The 22,551-nt window shown below is 72.2% G+C and carries 21 protein-coding genes and 2 tRNA genes; 12 read left to right on the forward strand and 11 right to left on the reverse strand.

The features are described from left to right. Positions 1-129: 129 nt before the first annotated feature. The 5 genes from OOK41_RS07580 (at position 130) to OOK41_RS07600 (ending at position 5,093) form a co-directional block, all read left to right on the forward strand. Positions 130-1,143 carry a PDZ domain-containing protein gene (locus OOK41_RS07580; protein ID WP_266263542.1) on the forward strand — a complete coding sequence of 338 codons (1,014 nt, stop codon included), beginning with the start codon at positions 130-132 and terminating at the stop codon, positions 1,141-1,143. Positions 1,144-1,246: 103 nt separating this feature from the next. Further along, on the forward strand, positions 1,247-4,222 hold the full coding sequence (locus OOK41_RS07585; RefSeq protein WP_266263543.1) for a UPF0182 family protein: 2,976 nt from the start codon (positions 1,247-1,249) through the stop codon (positions 4,220-4,222). Positions 4,223-4,294: 72 nt separating this feature from the next. Beyond that, positions 4,295-4,368 (forward strand) — tRNA-Met (locus OOK41_RS07590). A 259-nt stretch (positions 4,369-4,627) separates the two neighbouring features. Next, a tRNA-Met gene (locus tag OOK41_RS07595) sits at positions 4,628-4,701 on the forward strand. 140 nt (positions 4,702-4,841) lie between these two features. Further along, positions 4,842-5,093 (forward strand): hypothetical protein, encoded by a 252-nt coding sequence (locus OOK41_RS07600; protein ID WP_117665301.1) that lies wholly within the window; start codon positions 4,842-4,844, stop codon positions 5,091-5,093. Between the two features lie 15 nt (positions 5,094-5,108). Here OOK41_RS07600 and OOK41_RS07605 read toward each other — a convergent pair whose 3' ends face one another. Next, on the reverse strand, positions 5,109-6,440 hold the full coding sequence (locus tag OOK41_RS07605) for an ABC transporter substrate-binding protein (RefSeq protein WP_266263545.1): 1,332 nt from the start codon (positions 6,438-6,440) through the stop codon (positions 5,109-5,111). 307 nt (positions 6,441-6,747) lie between these two features. Here OOK41_RS07605 and OOK41_RS07610 point away from each other — a divergent pair, with 307 nt between their 5' ends. Further along, complete coding sequence (locus tag OOK41_RS07610) at positions 6,748-7,581, forward strand: phosphoribosylaminoimidazolesuccinocarboxamide synthase (RefSeq protein ID WP_266263547.1); 834 nt, start codon at positions 6,748-6,750, stop codon at positions 7,579-7,581. Positions 7,582-7,952: 371 nt separating this feature from the next. Then, positions 7,953-8,111 carry a sigma factor-like helix-turn-helix DNA-binding protein gene (locus tag OOK41_RS07615; RefSeq protein ID WP_266267746.1) on the forward strand — a complete coding sequence of 53 codons (159 nt, stop codon included), beginning with the start codon at positions 7,953-7,955 and terminating at the stop codon, positions 8,109-8,111. A gap of 1 nt (position 8,112) precedes the next feature. On the opposite strand, the gene OOK41_RS07620 is transcribed toward OOK41_RS07615, so the two are convergent. From OOK41_RS07620 to OOK41_RS07635, 4 genes are all read right to left on the reverse strand, one after another. After that, positions 8,113-10,104, reverse strand: coding sequence for a hypothetical protein (locus OOK41_RS07620; RefSeq protein ID WP_266263549.1), 1,992 nt, complete (start codon positions 10,102-10,104; stop codon positions 8,113-8,115). Beyond that, positions 10,101-11,261 (reverse strand): 5'-methylthioadenosine/S-adenosylhomocysteine nucleosidase, encoded by a 1,161-nt coding sequence (locus OOK41_RS07625; RefSeq protein ID WP_266263551.1) that lies wholly within the window; start codon positions 11,259-11,261, stop codon positions 10,101-10,103. Before OOK41_RS07625 ends, OOK41_RS07620 begins: the two co-directional genes overlap by 4 nt. After that, on the reverse strand, positions 11,258-11,986 hold the full coding sequence (locus OOK41_RS07630) for an NUDIX domain-containing protein (protein ID WP_266263553.1): 729 nt from the start codon (positions 11,984-11,986) through the stop codon (positions 11,258-11,260). The genes OOK41_RS07625 and OOK41_RS07630 overlap by 4 nt, the downstream gene beginning before the upstream one ends. Before the next feature lie 90 nt (positions 11,987-12,076). Further along, complete coding sequence (locus tag OOK41_RS07635) at positions 12,077-12,274, reverse strand: hypothetical protein (RefSeq protein ID WP_266263554.1); 198 nt, start codon at positions 12,272-12,274, stop codon at positions 12,077-12,079. A gap of 314 nt (positions 12,275-12,588) precedes the next feature. Here OOK41_RS07635 and OOK41_RS07640 point away from each other — a divergent pair, with 314 nt between their 5' ends. Continuing rightward, positions 12,589-12,729, forward strand: a complete 141-nt coding sequence (locus OOK41_RS07640; protein ID WP_266263556.1) for a hypothetical protein — start codon at positions 12,589-12,591, stop codon at positions 12,727-12,729. An 87-nt stretch (positions 12,730-12,816) separates the two neighbouring features. Here OOK41_RS07640 and glpK read toward each other — a convergent pair whose 3' ends face one another. Beyond that, on the reverse strand, positions 12,817-14,301 hold the full coding sequence (glpK, locus tag OOK41_RS07645; RefSeq protein WP_266263558.1) for a glycerol kinase GlpK: 1,485 nt from the start codon (positions 14,299-14,301) through the stop codon (positions 12,817-12,819). Between the two features lie 63 nt (positions 14,302-14,364). Here glpK and OOK41_RS07650 point away from each other — a divergent pair, with 63 nt between their 5' ends. Further along, entirely contained in the window at positions 14,365-15,303 is a 939-nt protein-coding gene (locus tag OOK41_RS07650; RefSeq protein ID WP_117665311.1) for a ribose-phosphate pyrophosphokinase, read from the forward strand. Positions 15,304-15,348: 45 nt separating this feature from the next. On the opposite strand, the gene OOK41_RS07655 is transcribed toward OOK41_RS07650, so the two are convergent. Then, complete coding sequence (locus tag OOK41_RS07655) at positions 15,349-15,804, reverse strand: ATP-binding protein (RefSeq protein ID WP_117665313.1); 456 nt, start codon at positions 15,802-15,804, stop codon at positions 15,349-15,351. A gap of 111 nt (positions 15,805-15,915) precedes the next feature. On the opposite strand from OOK41_RS07655, the gene macS reads away from it, so the two are divergent. Then, complete coding sequence (macS, locus tag OOK41_RS07660) at positions 15,916-17,052, forward strand: MacS family sensor histidine kinase (RefSeq protein ID WP_368077969.1); 1,137 nt, start codon at positions 15,916-15,918, stop codon at positions 17,050-17,052. After that, positions 17,049-17,702 carry a response regulator transcription factor gene (locus OOK41_RS07665; RefSeq protein ID WP_117665317.1) on the forward strand — a complete coding sequence of 218 codons (654 nt, stop codon included), beginning with the start codon at positions 17,049-17,051 and terminating at the stop codon, positions 17,700-17,702. Before macS ends, OOK41_RS07665 begins: the two co-directional genes overlap by 4 nt. A 22-nt stretch (positions 17,703-17,724) precedes the next feature. On the opposite strand, the gene OOK41_RS07670 is transcribed toward OOK41_RS07665, so the two are convergent. From OOK41_RS07670 to OOK41_RS07680, 3 genes are all read right to left on the reverse strand, one after another. Continuing rightward, positions 17,725-18,297, reverse strand: a complete 573-nt coding sequence (locus tag OOK41_RS07670) for a DUF5709 domain-containing protein (protein ID WP_117665322.1) — start codon at positions 18,295-18,297, stop codon at positions 17,725-17,727. Between the two features lie 210 nt (positions 18,298-18,507). After that, the gene (locus tag OOK41_RS07675; RefSeq protein WP_266263561.1) at positions 18,508-19,290 is read right to left on the reverse strand and encodes an ATP-binding protein; all 783 of its coding nucleotides are present in this window, start codon (positions 19,288-19,290) and stop codon (positions 18,508-18,510) included. Beyond that, entirely contained in the window at positions 19,290-20,285 is a 996-nt protein-coding gene (locus OOK41_RS07680) for an SDR family oxidoreductase (RefSeq protein ID WP_266263563.1), read from the reverse strand. Before OOK41_RS07680 ends, OOK41_RS07675 begins: the two co-directional genes overlap by 1 nt. A gap of 164 nt (positions 20,286-20,449) precedes the next feature. Between OOK41_RS07680 and OOK41_RS07685 the strand changes: the two genes are divergently transcribed. Beyond that, positions 20,450-21,652: a glycosyltransferase gene (locus OOK41_RS07685; RefSeq protein ID WP_266263565.1), complete on the forward strand. Its 1,203-nt coding sequence runs from the start codon at positions 20,450-20,452 to the stop codon at positions 21,650-21,652. Here OOK41_RS07685 and OOK41_RS07690 read toward each other — a convergent pair. Then, the gene (locus OOK41_RS07690) at positions 21,607-22,524 is read right to left on the reverse strand and encodes a hypothetical protein (RefSeq protein ID WP_117665515.1); all 918 of its coding nucleotides are present in this window, start codon (positions 22,522-22,524) and stop codon (positions 21,607-21,609) included. The two genes, OOK41_RS07685 and OOK41_RS07690, sit on opposite strands and share 46 nt — an antisense overlap. Between the last annotated feature and the right edge of the window lie 27 nt (positions 22,525-22,551).

Genomic DNA, 22,551 nt, shown 5'->3' on the forward strand with positions numbered 1-22,551 from the left:
CGGAATATCAGGCACGACGTCTACGGTACGCGGGCAGCGCCCCAGGTCGCCGGCACCGGCGTTGCGCTGAGGGCGAAGTCGCCCGTCACCGTCCGGGTCCCCGCCGGACCTGTCGGTACGCTCTGCGCCATGAGACGTCGCGGCGTGACCGTCCTCCTGGGTGCCCTGCTCACCACCCTGCTGAGCTTCGGTGTGCTCAACGCGCCCATCCCGTACGTGGTGCTCGGCCCCGGGCCGACGGTGAACACGCTGGGCACCTCGGACGGCAAGGAGGTCATCCAGGTGTCCGGGCGCGCGACGTCCACCTCCGCCGGCCAGCTCCGGCTGACCACGGTCGGGGTGCAGCCCACCGTCCGGCTGCGCTCGGCGCTGGCCGGCTGGTTCTCCTCCGACGAGGCGGTGGTGCCGCGCGAGCTGGTCTACCCGCCGGGGGAGAGCCAGCAGGAGGTGGAGCAGCGCAACGAGGAGGACTTCCGCAACTCCCAGACCAGTGCCGAGACGGCGGCCCTGCGGGAGCTGGGTTTCCCGGTCCAGGTGCAGGTCAAGACCGTTGCGGCGGACGGTCCGTCGGCCGGGGCGCTGAAGGTTGGCGACGTCGTCACCGCCGTCGACGGCACGCCGGTCACCAGCGCCGGCCGGCTCACCGAGCTGATCCGGGCCAAGCCGGCGGGCACCGCGCTGACCATCGGGTACACCCGCGACGGTGCCGTCGCCACGGCGCAGGTCACCAGCCGGGAGCAGGACGGCCGGCCGCGGATCGGGGTCGAGATCGACCAGCAGCAGCCGCACCCGTTCACTCTCTCCATCGACCTGGGCGACATCGGCGGCCCGAGCGCCGGCCTGATGTTCGCCCTCGGCATCGTGGACAAGCTGGAGCCGGCCGACCTCACCGGCGGGAAGATCATCGCCGGCACCGGCACGATCGACGACGAGGGCCGGGTCGGCCCGATCGGCGGGATCGCCCAGAAGCTGGTCGGCGCGAAGCAGGCCGGGGCCAAGGTGTTCCTGGTGCCGGAGGCCAACTGCGCCGAGGCGGTCCGCAACCCGCAACCCGGCCTCCCGCTGCTCAGGGTGGGCACCCTGGACGACGCGCTGACGGCCCTGGCGGCGCTGCGCGAGGGCCGGGAGCCGACCCGCTGCTGATCGCGCGCGGCCCCCGGCGTGACCGTGGGCCGACGCTTTCAGGAACACCCCGTACTCTGGGTGCCTGGTCGGAGCCGATCACATCGAGCGTGCGGAGCCAACAGTGGTCATGCGTAGCAGCCCCCTGCCGAGGATGAGCCGGCGCGGACGCGTCACGATCGGGGTGCTGATCGGGGTGTTCGTGCTCTTCACCCTGCTGGGCTGGGGTGTGCAGGCCTGGACCGACTGGCTCTGGTTCGACGAGGTCCGGTACACCCAGGTGTTCACCGGGGTGCTCGCCACCCGGGTGCTGCTCTTCCTCATCGTCGGCCTCGCCATGGCGGTGATCGTCGGCGGCAACCTGTGGCTGGCCCACCGGCTGCGGCCCCGGCTGCGACCGCACTCGCTGGAGCAGGCCACCCTGGAGCGGTACCGGATGGTGCTCGGACCCCGGCTCGGCCTGTGGATCAGCCTGGTCGCCGTCGTGGTCGGGCTCTTCGCGGGGCTCTCGGCGCAGAGCCGGTGGAGCCAGTGGCTGCTGTTCCGCAACGGCGGTGACTTCGGCGTCGAGGACCCGGAGTTCGGTGTCGACATCGGCTTCTACGTCTTCCAGTTGCCGTTCTGGCGCTTCGTGCTCGGCCTCGGCTTCACCGTCGTCGTGCTCGCCCTGCTCGGCGCGCTGGCCGTGCACTACATCTTCGGCGGCGTGCGGCTACAGGGCGTCGGGGACCGGATGACCAACGCCGCGCGGGCCCACCTGAGCACGCTCGTCGCGGTCTTCGTCCTGCTCAAGGCCGTCGCGTACGTGCTGGACCGGCGCTCCATGCTGCTGGAGTACAACGAGGGGGCGAAGCTCTACGGCGCCGGGTACGCCGACATCAACGCGCTGCTGCCGGCCAAGGAGATCCTCGCCTACATCTCGGTCGTGGTGGCCATCGCGATCATCGTGTTCTCCAACGCGGTGATGCGGAACCTGGTCTGGCCGGGCATCTCGCTGGCCCTGCTCGGCGTCTCCGCGGTCGCCATCGGCGGCATCTACCCCTGGGCGGTGCAGACCTTCGAGGTCAAGCCGAGCGCCAAGGACAAGGAGGCCCCGTACATCGAGCGCAGCATCGGGGCCACCCGGGCGGCGTTCGGGCTGGCCGACACGAAGACCTCGCCGTACGCGGCGAACAACCTCGTCCCGCCGGCGAGCCTGGGCACCGACACCTCCGTGGTGTCGAACGTGCGGCTGCTCGACCCGCAGCTCGTCTCCGAGACGTACACCCAGCTCCAGCAGGTCCGGGGCTTCTACGACTTCGGCCCCAAGCTGGACATCGACCGGTACGCCGTGGGCGGCAACACCTCCGACTACGTGGTCGGGGTCCGGGAGGTCAACTACAACGAGCTGACCGACCAGCAGAACACCTGGATCAACCGGCACACCGTCTACACCCACGGCTACGGCCTGGTCGCCGCGCCGGCCAACCAGGTGGTCTGCGGCGGGCAGCCGTACTTCGTCTCGGGCTTCCTCGGGGAGAAGACCCAGGAGGCGTGCTCCTCGCAGACCGAGCAGATCCCGGCCAGCCAGCCGCGCATCTACTACGGCGAGCGGATGGGCCCGGACGACTACGCGATCGTCGGGCAGGCGAACCCGGAGCGGAACGCGGAGTTCGACCGGCCGACCCAGACCGGCGGCGAACAGTACTACACCTACACCGGTGAGGGTGGCGTCGAGATCGGCTCGTTCACCCGCCGGCTGCTGTACGCGATCAAGCAGCAGGAGTCGAACTTCCTGCTCTCCGAGGCGGTCAACGAGAACTCGAAGCTGCTCTACGTGCGCAACCCCCGGGACCGGGTGGAGAAGGTCGCGCCGTTCCTCACCCTCGACGGCGACCCGTACCCGGCGGTGGTCGGTGGTCGGGTGCAGTGGATCGTCGACGGCTACACGACGGCCGCGACCTACCCGTACGCCGAGCGGGTCAACCTCCAGGCCGAGACGACCGACGAGCTGACCGGCCGGGGCACGTTCCAGCTCGCCCGGGAGAACGTCAACTACATCCGCAACTCGGTCAAGGCCACGGTCGACGCGTACGACGGCACGGTCCGGCTGTACGAGTTCGACCAGAGCGACCCGGTGCTGAAGGCGTGGAACAAGGCGTTCGGCGGCGACCTGGTGCTGCCCAACGACAAGATCCCGGCCGAGCTGCGGGAGCACTTCCGCTACCCGGCCGACCTGTTCAAGGTGCAGCGCAACCTGCTGACCAAGTTCCACGTCACCGCCCCGGGCGACTTCTACTCGGCGCAGGACTTCTGGCAGGTGCCGAACGTGCCGGACAACCCGGACGGCGGGCAGAAGCAGCCGCCGTACTACCTGTGGACCCAGTTCCCCGGCCAGGAGGCGCCGCGCTTCCAGCTCACCTCGGCGGTCACCCCGAACGGCCGGCAGAACCTCGCGGCGCTGATCTCCGGCTCGTACGTGGACGGCAAGCCGAAGCTGGAGGTGCTGGAGCTGCCGGACCAGACCCGGATCTCCGGCCCGGTACAGGTGCACCAGCAGATGACCAACAACGCCAACATCCGGCAGCAGCTCAACCTGCTCTCCTCCAACCAGGCGCAGGTGCAGTACGGAAACCTGCTGTCGCTGCCCTTCGGCAACGGGATGCTCTACGTCGAGCCGGTCTACGTGAAGAGCAACCAGCAGGACGCGTATCCGCTGTTGCAGAAGGTGCTGCTGTCGTACGGCGACGGCGGTTCGTACGTGGTGCTGGCCAACAACCTCACCGACGGCATCAAGCAGCTCGTCGAGCAGGGCAAGCAGGCCGCCCAGGGCACCACCCCACCGCCGTCCGGCGAGACGCCGCCCGGCGGGACCAACCCGCCGCCGCTGACCGGCGAGCTGGCCGAGGCGGCGGGCAAGGTGCAGGCGGCCATCGCCGAGGTCAAGGCCGCGCAGACGTCCGGCGACTTCGAGCGGTACGGCCGGGCGCTCAAGGCCCTGGACGACGCGATGACGGCCTTCCAGCAGGCGCAGCGGGCGGCCACGCCGGCCGCGCCGACGCCGGGCGCCTCGCCGAGCGGCAGTCCCGCCCCGTCGCCCTCGGCGTCGACGGGTGGCTGACCTGCGCGGGAGCCGCCGGGGTGGGGTCGTTTTGCGCGTGGCCCGGGCGGTGCGCTACGGTTAACGAGCCGACGCGGGGTGGAGCAGCTCGGTAGCTCGCTGGGCTCATAACCCAGAGGTCGCAGGTTCAAATCCTGTCCCCGCTACTCGTTGGAAAGGCCCCGGAGGAAACTCCGGGGCCTTTCGCGTTGCCTGCCCCGGGGGCGTTGTCTGCCCCCGGGGCGTTGGCTTCCCGCGATCCGCGATCCGCGGACTTCTCGACACGATGATCGACACCGGGTGCGGGATCTCGGGGTCTGCCAGTGCTCGGAGACCGCGACATGCCGCACGCCGGGTCGATGATTCGGCCGACTCGGGGGGCCGGCTGATCTCCGTCCCAGGGATGCGATAAGCTTTGAAAGCCGACGCGGGGTGGAGCAGCTCGGTAGCTCGCTGGGCTCATAACCCAGAGGTCGCAGGTTCAAATCCTGTCCCCGCTACGAGCCGGAAGGGCCCGGAGGAAACTCCGGGCCCTTCTGCATCTCCCGTCCCGCGTCCCGGCGGCGGCCCGCCCGGAGTGCGCCGGTGAATCCCGCCCGTCCCGGGTGCCGCTGTTGCGCCGCTCGGCGAGGATGGGGGCATGTCTTCGTGGAACAAGTGGTGGGGCCGGCTGAGCGCGGTCCTCGGTGCGGTCGTGTTGTCGGTCTTCGTCCCGGTCGCGGCCTGGGCGTCCACCGGTCCCGGCGACCTGGTGGTCGAGGCCGCCAAGCGGCGTTCCCGGGGCGGCGGCGTCGGCTTCCTGGGGCTGCTCTGCTGCCTGGTCGTCGTCGGCGGGATCGTCGTGCTGGTGCTACTGCTGATGCGCAACCGGCGAAACCGTCCGCCGCGCTGAGGGCGGCGGGTCGGGTCACTCGGCCAGCGCGGCGTTGGCCTGGGCGATGAACCGGAAGGTCGCCGGGCGGATGCCGGACCGGCCGGACAGGATCCCTTCGGCCGTGGCGACGAGCAGGGCCCGCACCCGGGCGTGCCCCTTCGGGGGCGGGCTGGGCGCGGGGCCGAGCCCGTCGGCGAGGGCGGCGGCGAGGGCGGCGGCGCGCTGCTGCCCGGCGTCGGTCACGCTCTCCTCGACGTACCGGCGGATGGCGAGGTTCGGATTGACCCCCCGCTCCTGGCCCAGTGCCAGGCCCGCCCCCATGTTCGTGGTGAGGAAGTTGATCACCTCGGCCACGACGTCGGGTCGCCGGGTGCCGCGGAACGCCGCCCAGTACATCGACGCCCGCGCCCACTGCGCGCCCGGCGGGCCGGGGAACGCGGCCAGCGCCAGCTCGTCGTTGGTGTAGCGCTGAAGCTCGGGGAACTGGTGGGCCCACGCGAACGAGGCGGCCGTGTGCCCGGTGACCACCAACTGCCGGTTCGTCTCGCCGTTGTCGGCCTGGTCGACCAGTGCGGCGCTCGGGGTGGCCTTGCGGGTCCGGGCGGCCTGCCACAGCTCGAACCAGTCGACCAGGTCGCTCGCGCCGAAGCCGAGCTGCCGGCCCTGGTACAGCTCGCCGCCCCGGGACCGCAGCCAGAGCCAGAGCGCCCGGTGGTCCCCGGACGGGTCCATCGTGCCGGCGACCCGGCCGTCGGCGGCCCGGGTGACCCGGGCCGCCCAGTCGACGTACTCCTGCCAGGACATCCCGGTGCGGGGCTCCGGGACGCCCAGCCGGCGTAGCAGGGCGCGGTTGTAGACCACGGCGGCGCTGGTCTGGGCCGCCGCCACGCCCATGGTGCGGCCGTCGACCTCGGCGTAGCGGACCAGGCCCGGGGGGAGCCCGCGCAGGTCGAGCCGGTGGTCGGCGGCGTACCCGCCGAGGTCGAGCAGGATGCCCCGCCGGGCGTACTCGGTGAGGACGGTGTCGTCGACCTGGATCAGGTCGGGCACGTTCCCGCCGGCCGCCTGGGTGGCCAGCCGGTCGTAGTAGCCGTCCAGGCCCTGCCAGGTGACCCGGAAGCTGACCCGGGGGTTGCGCGCGGAGTAGAGCCGCAGCGCCTTCTCGGTCAGCTCGGCCCGCTTCGTGCTGCCGTACCAGAAGACGGAGAGCTCGATCAGCCCGTCGTCGACGGGCGTCTCCTCCTCGCCGCCGCCGCACCCGGCCAGGCCGGGCACCGCGAGCGGCGCCCCGAGCAGTGCCCCCAGCAGTCGCCGGCGGCCCGGGTCGGCACCGGAGTGGGGGAGCGGGGGACGGGCGGTGGGCACGGGGACTCTCCTGGTCGTCCGGTGGGCGGTCGGACCATTTACACAGCCGGCGCGGGCGGGTGTCAACGGCCGTCCGGCCGGGGATCGGGCCGAGGCGACCGGGAGATCGGCCGGCCTCGCCGGCGGCCGTCGCCTGGCCCCTCCCGTCGCCTGGCCCCTCCCGTCCCCGGCCCCTCCCGTCGCCCGGCCCCTCCCGTCCCCGGCCCCTCCCGTCGTCCCGACCCGGGCCGGCCCGCAGGGGGGCCGGTGGGCCCTCCCGGGTGGCCGGCACCCAGGCGTCCCGGGGGGCCGTGGTGTACTAGGGCGCGTGGAACTTCTGCACTCGGGCAAGGTCCGGGACGTCTACGCCGATGGCGAGGACCTGATCCTGGTCGCCTCGGACCGGATCTCGATCTACGACGTGGTGCTGCCGACCCCCGTACCCGACAAGGGCCGGCTGCTGACGGCGCTGTCGCTGTGGTGGTTCGAGCAGCTCGCCGATCTGGTGCCGAACCACGTCGTCTCCGCCACCGACGTGCCGGCGGAGTTCGCCGGCCGGGCGATCCGCTGCCGGCGGTTGGAGATGGTCCCGGTCGAGTGCGTCGCCCGGGGGTACCTCACCGGCGGCGGCCTCGCCGAGTACGAGCGCACCGGCGCGGTCTCCGGCGTCGAGCTGCCCCGCGGGCTGGTCGAGGCGTCGATCCTGCCGGAGCCGATCTTCACCCCGTCGACGAAGGCGCCCAGGGGCGAGCACGACGAGCCGATCACCTACCAGCAGGTGGTGGACAAGGTCGGCGCGGAGACCGCCGAGCGGCTGCGGCAGATCACCATCGACGTCTACCGCCGTGGCGCGGAGCTCGCCGCCGAGCGGGGCATCCTGGTCGCCGACACCAAGATCGAGCTGGGCTGGGCGGCGGACGGCACCCTGGTCCTCGGCGACGAGGTGCTCACCTCCGACTCGTCCCGGTTCTGGCCGGCCGAGTCGTACCAGCCGGGCCGGGCGCAGTTCTCCTACGACAAGCAGTACGTCCGGGACTGGGCGACCGCCGCCGGCTGGGACAGGCAGCCGCCGGCCCCCGAGGTGCCCGCCGAGGTGATCGAGGCGACCCGGGCCCGCTACGTCGAGGTCTACGAGAAGCTCACCGGCAACACCTGGGCCTGACCGCGACCCGTAGTAACCGTGTCTCGCCGCCTGGCGCTCCTTCGTCGAGCTGGTCAAGGCCGCGTAATCCGGATTCCTTGATCCTTTGTCGTTCAACGAGACGACACGCCGGGCGATGTGTCGCTCAACGACAGACGATCTTGTTGCGAGGCGAGACCGGAGCTGACCGGGAAGCTGGTCAGCGAGCTGCGTGCCGGGGATGAGCCAGCCCGAGGCGTACCTGAAACGGGTGCTGGTCGACGAGAACCTGCGCTGGTGGCGGCGGCGCTCGTCGCGCAAGGTCCCGGTCGCCGCGCCCGACGACGGCCCGGCGGGCCCGGACGCTGTCGGTTCGCACGCTGCCGGGACGGCGCTGGGCAACGCTGGGCCGGCTGCCCCGCCGCCAGCGGGCGGTGCTGGCACTGCGGTACTTCGAGGATCTCTCCGACACACAGATCGCCGAGGTCCTCGGCTGCACCTCGGGCACCAAGCTGCACCATCCAGATGGGTCGACTCTCACCCGATCCCGCCACGGGCGTCAGCCACCCTGACTTAGTCGGGCAGCCCGCGTAGGGCACCCGCGAGGTCGGCGAGTCTTTCGTCGGCATGACGGCGTCGGTGTTTCACCCATTCCTTGCCTTCGGCGGCGACACCTTCGAGGACGTGCAGGGTGTGACTGAGCCCGGAGGCGTCCAGCGACAGTTCGGCGATCTTGGTTGCGTTCTCGTCGTGTTGGAGCGTCTCGTTGTCAGGTTCGCTTACCCGGGTGGAGATGGGTTCTCCGTTGAAGAGCGTCAGCTCGAAGGTCTGCTGTCGGGTGGCGATGCCGTCGATCCGGACGGCGGCGACCGCGTCGAAGCGGTAGTTGAGTCGTTGGGTGGTGCGGCTCGCGGCGGTCTCGAAGTCGAGATCGATGTTGACCTGCCGGACGCCGTCGTCGGTGAGCAGGAACAGCAGCAGGCGATACCGGGAGTACCGCCAAGGACCCTGCGGGTATCGCGCCTTTTTGCATGAGGGTGCTGGTGCCTCGATGAAGGCGTGTGCGATCACGTGGCTGGGGCGAAGCCGGTACTGTCGCATGGCTTGGTCGACCAGGACTTTGCGGTCGCTCTCCAGCCAGGCGGCCATCTCGGTGTCCGACGGCTTGTCGGACAGCTTATGGCACCACCGGTGGTATGCCGCCCAGCGGGCCGTGTCCTTGTCGTCCTTTTCCGCCTGGTCGTCGACGACCCTGCGTCGCTCGGCGACGATCCGGAACGACGAGCGCACTGCTGGCACCGCGGACGCTGCCGCGAGTAGGAGCCAACCTGTGCCGGACAAGGGGGCGCTGGCCATGACGGCAGGGACGACCCAGAGGCTCCCACCGGTGAGGAGAGCCAGTCCACCGACGTGGAGGACCTTCGTTCTGGCAGGGATTCGCAGTTGCTGGCGGTACGCCGTCAGCGTGTCCCGCTCCCATTGCCCTCGGACATGGCCCACCAGGTGTCGGACGAGCCAGGCGACTCGGTCGGCCTCAATCCGCTGTTCCCGGTAGAGCTCGACCACCTCGTCGCGGAGGTGCCGTTGGATCCCTGCTGTCTGGGCGAGCCAGTAGTTCCGGTCGGTTCCTTGGGGGATGTACCGGCCGAAGTAGCGGTCGAAGAGCCGGTCCACCTTGCGGGCGAAGCCTCCCGGCGGAGCTTCTCGTCGTCGCTGACGGGGTGGACGGATCTGTGCTTCCTTCGCGCGCAGCCGTGTCCCGCGGTAGTACCGGTCCGCCCCGCCGACGCAAAACGCGGCCAGTCCGACCAGGCCGGCGAGCAGACCGAGGAACGGGTCGAGCGTGCCGCGAGCCGCCACCGGCACGATCAACTGCACCACGGCGAGGGCGAACACGGCTGCGCCGGCGCCGGCGCGTAGCCAGTCGCGGAGCGGAATGGCAGCGGGCTGCACCGGCAGGGTCCGAGGCGGAGCGGGTGTGGGGTGAAAGAACTTCCAGACCCGGGTGAATCGGTCCTCCGCTGTGCGCTGCGAATCCGCCAGAGTGACGGACTGCCGCCACATCTCTTCTTGCATCGCGCCCTCGAGCAGCGCCTCGAGGTGGCCGTAGATCCCGTCGCGCTGACGCTGGTTCAGCGCGTCGATCTCCTTGACCACGAGATCTGTCTCGGCGGCGCTGACGGGGGCCAGGAGGCGGATGATCACCTTCAACCCCGCCGCCCACTCGTCATGGTCGTCGAGGTGGGGCAGGCTGGCGCAGATGGCGGTGAGGTGATCCAGTTCCTCGGGGACGAGTTGGCGCAGGGTGCGTCCGCTCAACAGGGCGATGAGCCGGTAGAACTGGACCTCGGTGGTGACATACCCACCGGCGACCGCCTTCTCGATCAGCTTGCGCGCCTGATCACGGACCCGCCCGTCGAGATAGTTCAACGCGAAGGCGAACTCCTCCTCCGGACTGGAGTCCGGTGGCAGCCGGTAGAAGTTGATGTCACCGTGAACTACCCCTGCCTGTACGTCAACGTGCGCATCTCCTTGGGCGACGTTGGCCGCGGTCGGGGTCGTCATGACATGTCCCGCACCACGGCGATGACCGCCGCAAGCCGCGCCGCCAGCTCCGCCACGTCGGCTACCAGACCCCGCAACCGCTTGAGCGCGACCATCAGGCCGCTCTTTTTCTCGGGCGTGCCCGCCGAGGCGCATTCCGTTGCCGCATCCAGTTCCGACTCGGCAGCGGCATAGGTTTCTTCGTCCAACTGTCCGTCGAGGTGGGCCTGCTTGAGGTGGGTTCGCAGGTCCGCGATGCTCGCTGCCAAGTCGATCGGCCGCTCGGTGCCAGCGCCGACGGTGACGTTGCCGTAGATCTGCCCGGCCTGCACCCCGACGTGGGCGTTCCCGGAGGCGATGTTGCGGTTGCTCATGTGCATCGTTGGGCTCCCGTCCCGGTCTGCAGAGCCTGGTTGGCCGGTCGGACCGTCGATGATCAGTTCTCGCACCAGTGCGGTGGCGAAGGCAGCCGCGTGACTTGCCGCCTTCGGTTGCCAGTTCTGTCCGTCGCTGGCTGCCTTGCTGCCGTCGGCGTGGTCGCTGATGCCACGAATGACCACCACGGGCAGGGCGCGGTTGAGGTGTCCCGCCTGGGCCACACCAGCCGCCTCCATCTCGATCGCCACGGCGTCGTTGTAGTGCTGGCGGATCCAGCGGGCCTGTTCGGAGATCCCCGAGTCCTGCACGACTTCCCCTGCGGCGATCGGCCCGAAATGGACAACAGGCGTTGAGCCCGCAGGTAGACCACGACGCCAGGCGGTGGACCTCGCGACGTGGTGGGCGATCTGGTCGGCCTCATGCGGGATCTCCCACGCCTTCGGCCGGGCCTTCAAACCGTCGTCCTCGCTGGTGCCGCCGTGGTAGGCGTAGATCTTGCTGGCGACGACGACGTCGCCGAGCTGAATGTTGGGCCACAGACCACCAGCGACTCCGACGAACAGCACGGCAGCCGGGGAGAACTCAGCCATCGCCCGCTCCGCGAGCACTGCGGCCGGATGATTGCCCTTGCCGACTAGCCCCAGCGCTACCCGGCAGTCGCTCTGGTCGATCCTGCCGACCTCGAAACGGGTGCCGGCCGGGTGCCGGCGCACCCGCAGGTCGATCAACTGATCGCGGACCGCTTCGTACTCGAGGTTCAGCGCCGTAAGGATCACGACGAGGCCGCTGTTCGTGCTCACGCTGTCTCCTTACCTGCCTGGCCGTGAGGTCGGGCCATCGGAGGGTGCAGGGTCGTGCGGGGGCCGGATCGAAACAGTCGAGCGGGACGTCCACCGTCCGTCTTGCGAGCCGGGCCGGCGGGAACGATGAAGCCATCCACGCTCTGCACTTTCCGGTAGAAGTTCCGTGCATCGAGCGGCACACCCCACACCGCTTCGTAGACGTCCTGAAGCTCGGAGATGGTGAAGGTCGGGCCGCAGAAGGCGGTGGCGAGCGCCGACCGTTCCAGCTTCTCCCGCGCCCGGTCGACGCCATCGGTCAAGATTCGTTCATGGTCGAAAGCCAGATGCGCGTCACCGGACAGCGCCTGCGCCACGGGCGTCCAAGACGCCCTTGACGCGTCGGTGCCGGCAACCGGCTCAGGCAGCCGAGGGGCAATGGCCAAGTAAGCCGCAGAGACCACCCGCCCCCTCGGGTCACGATCCGGCGCACCGTAGATGCCGAGTTGCTCGAGGTGCAACTGATCCGGTCCCAAGCCAGCCTCCTCGGCAAGCTCTCGATGGGCTGCCGTCAAGAGGTCTTCCTTCTCGTGATTGAGGAAACCGCCAGGCAAGGCCAAGGCGCCGTGATAGGGCTCGATGCCGCGCTCGATCAGCAGTACATGAAGGCGGGATTCCCGCAGCGTGAGGATGACGAGGTCAACCGCAAGGAGAACGGTCGGTGCCACCCATCGATCGTCGGACATGGATCAACCATATGCTTACTGTCACTCTGACAGGAAGCCCGACATCTGTCGGATTCCAGCACTCCACTCACGCGTGAGCCAAGTGGCTTCTTACGCCGCTGGAGTGCTCGCCGCCGCCGGGGGGACCACGTCGGTGCTGACCGACCGGCCATCCGTCGTCGACGGGACCGCCGACTGGCGCTGGGAGAGTTCCCTCGGCGTGGAGATCCGGGTGCTGGCGGGCTGGACGGTGAACAACTTCGGTTGCCCGATGACCGGCGAGCCCAGCGTGGTCCGGGGGCTGCGCATGCAGCGCCGTTGCAAGACCATCGAGCCCGTCGACAAGGAGGTCGCCGTCATCGGCGAGCGGCCGGACGATCAGCCCGGCGACGGGCTGGCGGGGCGCGAGGTCACCGCCAGCGGGGTGCGGGCCGTCCGCGCCGAGGGGCGGCTGCCCGACGGCCGGTACGCCCGCTGCCCGGCTCACCGGCGCGGATGCCGCCGCGCTCAACGCTGTCCGTCCCGGCGGCAACCCGGACGCCTCTGCCATTTCCTGTCGGCGGCCGGACCCGGCCGGCTACAGCGTCCTGCTGCTGGTGCGCCACGGGGGCGAGGAGACCCGGGTGCGGGTCAACTGGAACGGGTGCACGGGGCTCGGGCTGGACAACGGCGCGACCCGGGTCCAGTTGACCATGTGGTTGCTGGCCACCGTCATGCGACCGCTGCACACCGGCTACGTGCTGCAGCAAAAGCTTCCCGACTAGCCCACCGGTTCTTCTTGATCGTCTGTCGATCAACGAGACGACACGCCGGGTGACGCGCCGCCCAGCGACAGACGATCTTGAGGGCGGTCAGTCTTCCCAGTCGAGGGTGCGCTGGACGGCCTTGCGCCACTGGCGCAGCTCCCGCTCGCGGTGCTCGGCGTCCATCGTGGAGGTCCACTGGGCGTCGGAGCTCCACTGGGCGCGCAGGGTGGCCAGGTCCGGCCAGAAGCCGACGGCGAGCCCGGCCGCGTACGCGGCGCCGAGGCAGGTGGTCTCGGTGATCCGGGAGCGGACCACCGGCACGTCCAGCACGTCGGCGAGGAACTGCATCAGCAGGCCGTTGGCCGTCATCCCGCCGTCCACCCGCAGCCGGCGCAGCGCCACGTCCGAGTCGGCGTTCATCGCGTCGACCACCTCGCGGGTCTGCCAGGCGGACGCCTCCAGCGCGGCCCGGGCCAGGTGCCCCTTGGTGACGTAACCGGTCAGCCCGGCGACCACCCCGCGCGCGTCGCTGCGCCAGTGCGGGGCGAACAGCCCGGAGAACGCCGGTACCACGTAGCAGCCGCCGTTGTCGTCGACCGTGCGGGCCAGATCCTCCACCTCCGCGGCGGTGGAGATCAGGCCGAGGTTGTCCCGCAGCCACTGCACCAGCGAGCCGGTGACCGCGATCGCCCCCTCCAGGGCGTACGCGGCCGGCTGGCCGTGGATGCGGTAGGCGACCGTGGTCAGCAGGCCGTGCGTCGAGGTGACCGCGCTCGCGCCGGTGTTCAGCAGCAGGAAGCTGCCGGTGCCGTACGTGCACTTCGCCTCGCCCGGCTGGAAGCAGGTCTGCCCGAACAGGGCGGCCTGCTGGTCGCCGAGGGCGCTGGCCACCGGCACCCCGGCGAGCAGCCCGTCGGCGGTGCCGTACACCTCGGCCGACGAGCGGATCTCCGGCAGCATCGCGGCCGGCACACCGAGCGCGTCGAGCAACTCCGGGTCCCAGTCGAGGGTCTCCAGGTCCATCAGCATGGTCCGGCTCGCGTTGGTCACGTCGGTGACGTGCCGGCCGGTCAGCTTCCAGATCAGCCAGCTCTCCATCGTGCCGAACAGCACCTCGCCCCGCTCGGCGCGCTCGCGCAGCCCGTCGACGTGGTCGAGCAGCCAGCGCAGCTTCGGCCCGGCGAAGTAGGTGGCCAGGGTGAGCCCCGTGCGGGCGCGCAGCCGCTGCTCGCCGTACGCCTCGGCCAGCGCGCGTAGCTGCGGACCGGTGCGGGTGTCCTGCCAGACGACGGCGTTCGCGACCGGGCGGCCGGTGGCCCGGTCCCAGACCACGGTGGTCTCCCGCTGGTTGGTGATGCCGACCGCGGCCAGCCCCTCCGGGCCGGCGCCGGCGGCGTCCAGCGCCTCCCGCACCACGAGCTGGACGTTGTCCCAGATCTCCTCGGCGTCGTGCTCGACCCAGCCGGGCCGGGGGAAGATCTGCCGGTGCTCGCGCTGGGCCACGGCGACGATCTCCCCGGCCCGGTCGAACACGATGCACCGCGACGAGGTGGTGCCCTGGTCGATGGCGGCGACGTACGCTCCGGTCACGGCAGCACCGTACCCGGCCGGCCGCGCGTCCGCCGGCCACCGCCGGCCGTACGATCGGTCAACGTGCGCGACATCGCCGTTTTCAGTGGAACCGCCCATCCCGACCTCGCCGCCGAGATCTGTGCCCACCTCGGGGTGCCGCTGCACCCCGTGCGGGTGTCCCGGTTCGCCAACGACTGCCTGGAGGTGCAGTTGCAGGCGAACTGCCGGGAGCGGGACGTCTTCCTGATCCAGCCGCTGGTGCCGCCGACCCAGGAGCACCTGGTCGAGCTGCTACTCATGATCGACGCGGCCCGGGGCGCGTCGGCCGGCCGGATCACGGTGGTGCTGCCGCACTACGCGTACGCCCGGTCGGACAAGAAGGACGCGCCGCGCATCTCGATCGGCGGCCGGCTGGTCGCCGACCTGCTGACCTCGGCCGGCGCGGACCGGGTGCTGGCGCTGACCCTGCACTCGCCGCAGGTGCACGGGTTCTTCAGCGTCCCGGTGGACCATCTGCACGCGCTGCGGGAGCTGGCCGGCCACTTCCGGCGGTACGACCTGAGCAACGCCGTGGTGGTCTCGCCCGACCTGGGCAACGCCAAGGAGGCCGCCGCCTTCGCCCGGATGCTCGGCACCCCGGTCGCGGCCGGCGCGAAGCAGCGGTTCAGCGATGACCTGGTCAAGATCAGTACGGTGATCGGTGAGGTGGCCGACCGGGACGTGATCGTGCTCGACGACGAGATCGCCAAGGGCAGCACGGTGATCGAGCTGATGGCCCACCTGCGCGAGCTGAAGGTCCGCTCGATCCGGCTGGCCTGCACCCACGGCTTGTTCTCCAGCGGGGCGCTGGAGCGGCTCTGCGAGCAGGACGGGGTGTTGGAGATCGTCTGTACCAACACGGTGCCGATCCCGGCGGAGAAGCGGGTGCCGAAGCTGGAGGTGCTCTCCGTCGCGCCGGCGCTGGCCGAGGCGATGCGCCGGATCCACAACGGGGAGTCGGTCAGCGCCCTGTTCGGCTGAGCCCGGCCGGCGGCGCCCCCGGCCGGGCCGGGACCGCGACGGCGATCATTCCACGGCGCGCTCGCGGACGCCGATGGCGGCGGTGATCCGGACCGTGGTGCCGGCCGCGCCGGTCTCCACCTCCATGGCGTCGCTCAGCTCGCGGGCCAGCCAGAGGCCCCAGCCGCCGGCGGTGTCGGGGGCGGGGCGGTCGCGGTCGTCGAGCCGCCGGGCACTGATCCCCCGGCCGTTGTCGGCGACCTCGCAGACCAGCCGCCCGGGTTGCTGCCACAGCCGCAGCCAGCCCCGCCCGCCGCCGTGCCGGACCGCGTTGGTGATCAGCTCGTTGATCGCCAGCACGAAGTCGTCGAGGCGCTGCCCGTCCAGGCCCGACGCGTGCGCGCAGGAGGCGACCGAGTGGCGCAACTCGGTCACCTGTGCCTGGTCGAAGGCCTCGGCGATCAGGAGGGAAGTGTCGATGGGCACAACCGTACGCGGTGCGGGCAGTTCTGCGTTCGTCATGGCCCCGTCCGGGGTGGGTCGTGGACCGGATTTGCGGCTTTTCCACCGTACGCCAGGATTGGGGGTCGCGCATCCGGCACCCCTGCCGGCCCCGTACCGGGCTGTGGCATCGTGACGGACGTGCCGTCGCCGCCCGGTGGATTCGAGGTCCCGCTCTGGCGGGCCGTCGCGGTGTTCCGGTTCGCCGCCCTGGCGTACGTCGGCCTGCTGGTCCTGCGCGACGCCGACCGGTACGCCCACCCGGTGCTGGCCGGGGTGGTCCTGCTCGCGATGCTCGGCTGGACGGTGACCACCGCGTTCGGCTACGCCCGTCCGGCCTGGCGGGGCTGGCCGCTGCTGGTGGCCGACCTCGCGGTCGTGCTCGGGGTCCTGCTGGTCAGTCCGTGGGTGGAGGGGCGGGCGGCGCTCTCCACCGGCGCCCCCAGCCTCGCGGTGGTCTGGCTGGCCGGGCCGGTGCTCGCCTGGGCGGTCTCCGGCGGCCGGCGTCGGGGCACGGTGGCCGCGCTGCTGGTCGGCGGGGTTGACCTGGCGACCCGGGACCGGATCGGCCAGTCCACCCTCACCGGGGCGATCCTGCTGCTGCTGGCCGGCGCGGTGGTCGGGCACGTCGCCCGGCTCGCGGTGACCGCCGAGCAACGGCTGCACCGGGCGGTCGAGCTGGAGGCGGCGACCCGGGAACGGGAACGGCTCGCCCGGGACATCCACGACTCGGTGCTCCAGGTCCTGGCGTTGGTGCAGCGGCGCGGCGCGCACCTCGACGGGGAGGCCGGCGAGCTGGCCCGGCTGGCCGGGGAGCAGGAGGCCGCCCTGCGCGCCCTCATCGGGCGGGCGGGCGCCGTCGCGCCGGCCGGGGACGGAAACCCCCGCGACCTGCGGGCCATGCTCGACCGGTATGCCTCGGCGGCGGTCGCGGTCTCCGCGCCGGCCACCCCGGTTCCGCTGCCCGGGTGGGTGGCCGCCGAGCTGGCGGCCGCCGTGGGCGCGGCCCTGGACAACGTGACCCGGCACGCCGGCGGTCGGGCCTGGGTGCTGATCGAGGACGAGGGGGAGACGGTGACCGTCTCGGTACGCGACGAGGGGCCGGGGATCCCGGCGGGGCGGCTGGCCGAGGCCGCGGCGCAGGGGCGGCTGGGAGTGGCGCAGTCCATCCGGGGCCGGGTCGCCGACCTGGGCGGCGAGGTGCGGATCGTCTCCACCACCGGCGCGGGGACCGAGATCGAGCTGAGCGTGCCGAGGAGTGGGCGATGAGCACCGGCGTCCGGGTGATGGTGGTCGACGACCACCCGATGTGGCGTGAGGGGGTGGCCCGCGACCTCACCGAGGCCGGGCACCTGGTGGTCGCGACCAGCGGGGAGGGGCGGCAGGCCGTCCGGGTGGCCGCCGCGGCGCGCCCCGACGTGGTCGTGCTCGACCTGCAACTGCCGGACGTCTCCGGGGTCGAGGTGATCCGCGGCCTGCGCGCCGCGCTGCCCGAGGTACGGGTGCTGATGCTGTCGGCCAGCGGCGAGCCGCAGAGCGTGCTGGACGCGGTGAAGGCCGGCGCCACCGGCTACCTGGTCAAGTCGGCCGCCCCGGCCGAGTTCCTGGACGCGGTGCGCCGCACGGCGGCCGGCGAACCGGTCTTCACGCCGAGCCTGGCGGGGCTGGTGCTGGGGGAGTACCGGCGGCTGGCGGCCGGCCCGGCGACCCGGGACGACACGGCGCCCCGGCTCACCGACCGGGAGACCGAGGTGCTGCGCCTGGTCGCCAAGGGGATGTCGTACAAGCAGATCGCCGAGCGGCTCGGGCTCTCCCACCGGACGGTGCAGAACCACGTGCAGAACACGCTGGGCAAGCTCCAACTCCACAACCGGGTCGAGCTGACCCGGTACGCCATAGAGCGGGGGCTGGACGACTGACGGTCGGGACGCGCTGCTCCGCTCAGTGCGATTCGGGCGGGCGGGTCTCGTGGATCGCCAGCTCCTCGGCGCTCGCCCCGCCCCCGGCCGACCCGGCGTCGTACGCGACGTTGTCGGTCTCCAGGTCGCTGTGCGCCCCCTCGTCCGGTTCCACCAGCCGCCCGACTTCGGCGTCGGCGACGCTGCCGAGCTGGCCGTGGTCGTACAGGGAGACCGGGGAGTGCGGGTCGGAGGTCGGACCCGGGTCGATCACGTCGGCGTCGAGTTGCGCCTGGGCCGCCTGCTCCTCGCTGTCGGCCTCGGCGGCGATGTCCGGGTCGACCGGGCCGGCCAGCGGGTCGTCGGCGGGGCGCTCGTAGCTCTCCCGATGGAGCTTGTAGTCCAGCGACTCGCCGTCGAGCTGCTCCTCGGCGGTGGTGCCGTACCGGTCCACCGCCACCGGCGTGCGGTCCCCGGGTAGCTGGGCCGGCTCCGGGCCGTCCGCCTCACGACCGGTCTCGACGTCGTCGTTGGCCGTCGAGTCGTCGTCGGCGGTGTCGGGCAGGCCCTCGGCCTCGGGATCGGAAACGGGGGTCGGGTACTCGTCGTCACGCATGGCTGATCACTACCCGCTGCCCACCGCCCGTAACCGACCCCCGCACTCGTCTCCCACCTGTCTCCCCACCCGACCCACCTCCGCCCTCGTCGATCATGGAGTCGTGGTGCCCGGCGAAAGCCGTGAAGCGGCATGAAACGGCCACCACAAGTCCATGATCGACGGGGCGGGGCGGGGCGGGGTGGCACGGGGTGGGGCGGGGTGGGTGGGTCAGTGGGGGAGGGGGGTGGGGGGCAGGACGGCCCAGACGAGCTTGCCGTCGGGTAGGAGGGTGCTGCCCCAGCGCCGGGCCACGGTGTCGATCAGCAGCAGGCCCCGGCCGCCCGCCGTGTCCACCGGGGCGAATCCGCGGTACGCCGGCTGCCGCCGGGAGTGGTCGCGTACGCCGATGTGCAGCGTGCCGCCGCGGGGCGCCAGCCGGACGGTCATCCCGGTGTGGGCGTGCGCGACCACGTTGTTGACCATCTCGGTCGCCGCGATGCAACCCGCCTCGGCCAGCGCACCGATCCCCCACCGGGCGCAGCCGTCGGTGACCAGCATCCGGACCTGCCGCGCGGCGCCGACGACCGGGGCCAGCTCCATGGTGGTCGCCGCGGCCATCGGGGCCCGGGCCAGCGCCGCCGTCGCCTCGTCGAGGGTCCGGTACACCGCCAGCCCGTCGCCGGCCGCCGCCCCGGTGGGGTCGAGGACCAGCACGTCCGCCGCCGGCCAGTCGGCGACCTCGCGGCGCACCTCGGCGAAGACCCGTCGGGCGGCGGGATCGATCATCCGCAGCCGGGACAGGTCGACCACCACCGGGCCGGGCCGGTCGCAGAGCCGCAGGAGCAGCGCGTCGCGTACGGCGTCGGAGGCGGCTGAATCGAGCACGCCGGACAACCGGAACAAGCCGGACGAATCGTCCGTCTCCACCAGGCAGCGCAGGTCGGTCGGCATGACCGTCCCATTCTGCACGCCGGTGGTGTCGCCCGCATCCGGCCGATCAGGGCGATTCATCAGCGGTCCATCCGGGTCCGGCGGTGCATCGCCGCCATCGTGCCGACCGCGGTGCCGGCGGCGAGCCCGACCGCGGCGGTCATCCGGACGAGCTGTCGCCGCCGGCCGTGCCACCCGCCGTCCCGCTCGGCCGCCGCGTCGGCGACGAAGACGCTGCCGGCGCTGTCCAGCCGGCCGGCGGGCCCGAACTGGGTGCGGTGGGCGTACCAGCCGAGGGCCCGCTCGGCCAGCGCCGGGGCGAGCCGCCACTGCGCGCCGATCAGCCGGGCGGCGCCCCCGGCGTACGCCTCCCGGCGGGGCCGGCGCAGCATCCGCACGATGGTCTCGGCCACCACCTCCGGCGAGTACACCGGTGGCGGCGGCACCAGTTCCCGGCCGGTGTGGTTGGCGGCGTGCCGGAAGAACGGGGTGTCGGTGGAGGCCGGCAGCACCGTGCAGACCGAGATGTTCCCCCGACCGGTGACCCGCAGCTCCTGCCGGACCGTGTCGGCCAGCCCCCGGATCCCGTTCTTGGTGGCGTTGTACGCCGACTGGTAGGGCATCGCCACCTCGGCCAGCACGGAGGCGTTGTTGACCAGTACCCCGCCGCCGGCCGCGTCGAGGTACGGCAGGGCCGCCTTCATTCCGTACGCGGCACCGAGCAGGTTCACCTCCAGCACCCGGCGGAACTCCCCGACGGGGATCTCGTCGAAGAGTCCCACCGCGCTGACCGCCGCGTTGTTGACCCAGGCGTCGAGGTGGCCGAACTCCTCCGCCGCGCGCGCCGCGAGGCGTTCGACGGCCACCGGGTCCGTGACGTCCGTGGGTACGGCCAGCGCCCGGCCGCCCAGCTCCCGGCAGTGGGACGCCACCCGCTCCAGCGCCTGCTCGCTGCGGGCCGCCAGCACCACGGCCGCGCCGCGGCGGGCCAGCGCGTACGCGGTCGCCGTGCCGATGCCGCTGGAGGCGCCGGTGAGCACGATGCTCGCGTCGTCGAGGCTGCGGGAGAGAGGCATTCCTCGCCCGTACCCTCGACGCGCCCGCTCATGCCGCCGGCCCAGGTCGGATAGCCGTCCGGTCGTACGTTTCCGACTTGCCAGGTTTCGCTGCCCGGAGTCGCGGTTAATGGGACCCTCTGACCGGGAGGACCACCAGCTCAGCAAACGCGTGGAGGTGACCCATGCGCGTCGGCCTAGTGTGCGCGCACTCCGGCCCGTCGCGGTCCGCCGACGGTCCGGTGGTCGGCACGCGCGACCACATCGCGCGGGTCGCCGCCGAACTGGCCGGTCGCGGCCACGACGTGCATGTGTACGAGCGCCGCGACGATCCGGCGCTGCCGGCGACGCTGGAGCGCGACGGCTACCGGGTGGAGCGGGCCACGGTCGGCCCGGCCGCCCCGACGCCCACCGCCGAGTTGGTCCCGCACGTGGCCGAGTTCGGCCGCTGGCTGGCCGACCGGTGGTCCGGCGGGTGGACCCCGGACGTGGTGCACGGGCACTACTGGGTCGGCGGGCTGGCCGCCGCGCAGGCCGTACGGGAGACCGACATCCCGGTCGTGCAGACCTTCCACTCCCTCGGCGTGGAGCAGCTTCGCCACCTCGGCCCCCGCTACGACGGGCCGGGCACCCGGATCCCGCTGGAGCGGGCCCTGACCCGGGCGGTGGACATCGCGGTCGCCCAGTGCAACGACGAGGTCGACGAGCTGACCCGGATGGGGCTGCAACGCACGTCCGTGGCGATGGTGCCCGCCGGGGTGGACACCGAGCAGTTCCACCCCGACGGGGAGGCGGCCCCGCGCGACCAGCGCCCCCGGATCCTCTCCGTCGGCGGACTGTCGCCCGGGCACGGGCAGGAGGACCTGGTCCGTGCGATGCGGCTGGTCGGCGACGCCGAACTGGTGATCGCCGGTGGGCCGCCGGTCGACCAGCTCACGCACCACGCCGAGGCCCGCCGCCTGCGCGAGTTGGCCGAGCGCACCGGCATGGCCGACCAGGTGAAGCTCGTCGGCGCGGTGCCGCACGACCAGATGGCCACCTGGTACCGCTCGGCCGACGTGGTGGCCTGCACCCCGCACTACTCCTCGGCCGGCCGGGTGTCGCTGGAGGCGATGGCCTGCGGCGTGCCGGTCGTCGGGTACGCCATGGGCGGCATCGCCGACGCCGTGGTCGACGAGGTCACCGGGAAGCTGGTGCCCCCCGGCGACGTCCGGGCCCTGGGGGTGACCCTGCGCCGGCTGCTCGCCGACAACGCCGGCCGGTTCGCCTACGGGCACGCCGCGGTGGACCGGGTGCGGTGCAGCTACACCTGGGACCGGACGGCCGGCGCGCTGGAGCGGCTCTACGAGCGGGTGGTCGGCCGGCGCCGGCCGGTCGAAGCGGCGTAGCGGTCGCCGGCCGCCCGCCGGGCCGGGGCTCGGGCGGGCAGCAAACCCCGGTCGTGTTCCCGGGCCACCTCGTGGTGGTGCTGCGGCTCGGCGTACCTGGTCAGGCCGATCACCGCGGCCAGCGTGGTCAGGAAACCGAGCGCGGCCAGCCACTCCCGGCCGGGCCAGATCTTGTCGTTGAGCAGCAGCAGCCCCACGATCGCGGCGGGCACCGCCCCGGCCGCGTCCATCGCGGCGACCGCCGCCGTGGTCGAGCCGCGCTGCATGGCCAGGCCGAGCAGGAGCTGGCCGACCACCGAGTGGGCCACCAGCAGGTAGAGCAGCGGGTCCCGGACGAACCCCTCCACGGTGGTGGCGGAGGCGAGTGGGCGGGCCGCCACCGCGGCGGCGGAGAAGGCCAGTCCGGCGAGCGAGCCGAGCGCCACCGAGCCGGGCGCGCCGTGCAGGCGTACCGCGAAGACGCCGACCACGGCGATCACCGCCAGCGCCACGGCGAGCGCGACCAGGCCGGCGGTACCGAGCTGCCGGGACGGTGCCGGCTGCGCGGACAGCACCAGGCCGGTGATCCCGGCGAAGAGCAGCGCCAGCAGCCCGATCTCCGCCCTCGGCAGCCGCCACTTGAGCACCAGCACGCCGAGGATGGCGGTCACCCCCAGCCCGGCCGCCACGCTGGCCTGGACCAGGAACAGGGGCAGGTCCCGGCGGGCCAGGAAGGCCAGCACGAAGCCGGCGACCTGGCAGCCCAGCCCGACCAGGTACGTGCGGTGACCGGCCAGCCGCAGCAGCAGCCCGGGGTCGAAGGTGTGGTGCAGGGTGGTCCGCGCCGCGGCGACGGACTGGAGGAGGTTGGCGATGCCGTACGCGACGATCATCGCCGCCAGGAAGCACCAACCGGAGGA

Origin of the sequence: Micromonospora sp. NBC_01655 (genome assembly GCF_026339755.1) — a bacterium.
Classification (GTDB): Bacteria; Actinomycetota; Actinomycetes; order Mycobacteriales; family Micromonosporaceae; genus Micromonospora.

Bases quoted from the DNA above. Each gene is read 5' to 3' on its own strand.
- OOK41_RS07580 (WP_266263542.1), top strand. From the start codon at position 130: ATGAGACGTCGCGGCGTGACCGTCCTCCTGGGTGCCCTGCTCACCACC.
- OOK41_RS07600 (WP_117665301.1), top strand. From the start codon at position 4,842: ATGTCTTCGTGGAACAAGTGGTGGGGCCGGCTGAGCGCGGTCCTCGGT.
- OOK41_RS07620 (WP_266263549.1), bottom strand. From the start codon at position 10,104: ATGACGACCCCGACCGCGGCCAACGTCGCCCAAGGAGATGCGCACGTT.
- OOK41_RS07630 (WP_266263553.1), bottom strand. From the start codon at position 11,986: ATGTCCGACGATCGATGGGTGGCACCGACCGTTCTCCTTGCGGTTGAC.
- OOK41_RS07635 (WP_266263554.1), bottom strand. From the start codon at position 12,274: ATGCGCAGCCCCCGGACCACGCTGGGCTCGCCGGTCATCGGGCAACCG.
- OOK41_RS07655 (WP_117665313.1), bottom strand. From the start codon at position 15,804: ATGACGAACGCAGAACTGCCCGCACCGCGTACGGTTGTGCCCATCGAC.
- OOK41_RS07665 (WP_117665317.1), top strand. From the start codon at position 17,049: ATGAGCACCGGCGTCCGGGTGATGGTGGTCGACGACCACCCGATGTGG.
- OOK41_RS07670 (WP_117665322.1), bottom strand. From the start codon at position 18,297: ATGCGTGACGACGAGTACCCGACCCCCGTTTCCGATCCCGAGGCCGAG.
- OOK41_RS07675 (WP_266263561.1), bottom strand. From the start codon at position 19,290: ATGAATCGCCCTGATCGGCCGGATGCGGGCGACACCACCGGCGTGCAG.
- OOK41_RS07680 (WP_266263563.1), bottom strand. From the start codon at position 20,285: ATGCCTCTCTCCCGCAGCCTCGACGACGCGAGCATCGTGCTCACCGGC.
- OOK41_RS07685 (WP_266263565.1), top strand. From the start codon at position 20,450: ATGCGCGTCGGCCTAGTGTGCGCGCACTCCGGCCCGTCGCGGTCCGCC.
- OOK41_RS07690 (WP_117665515.1), bottom strand. From the start codon at position 22,524: ATGATCGTCGCGTACGGCATCGCCAACCTCCTCCAGTCCGTCGCCGCG.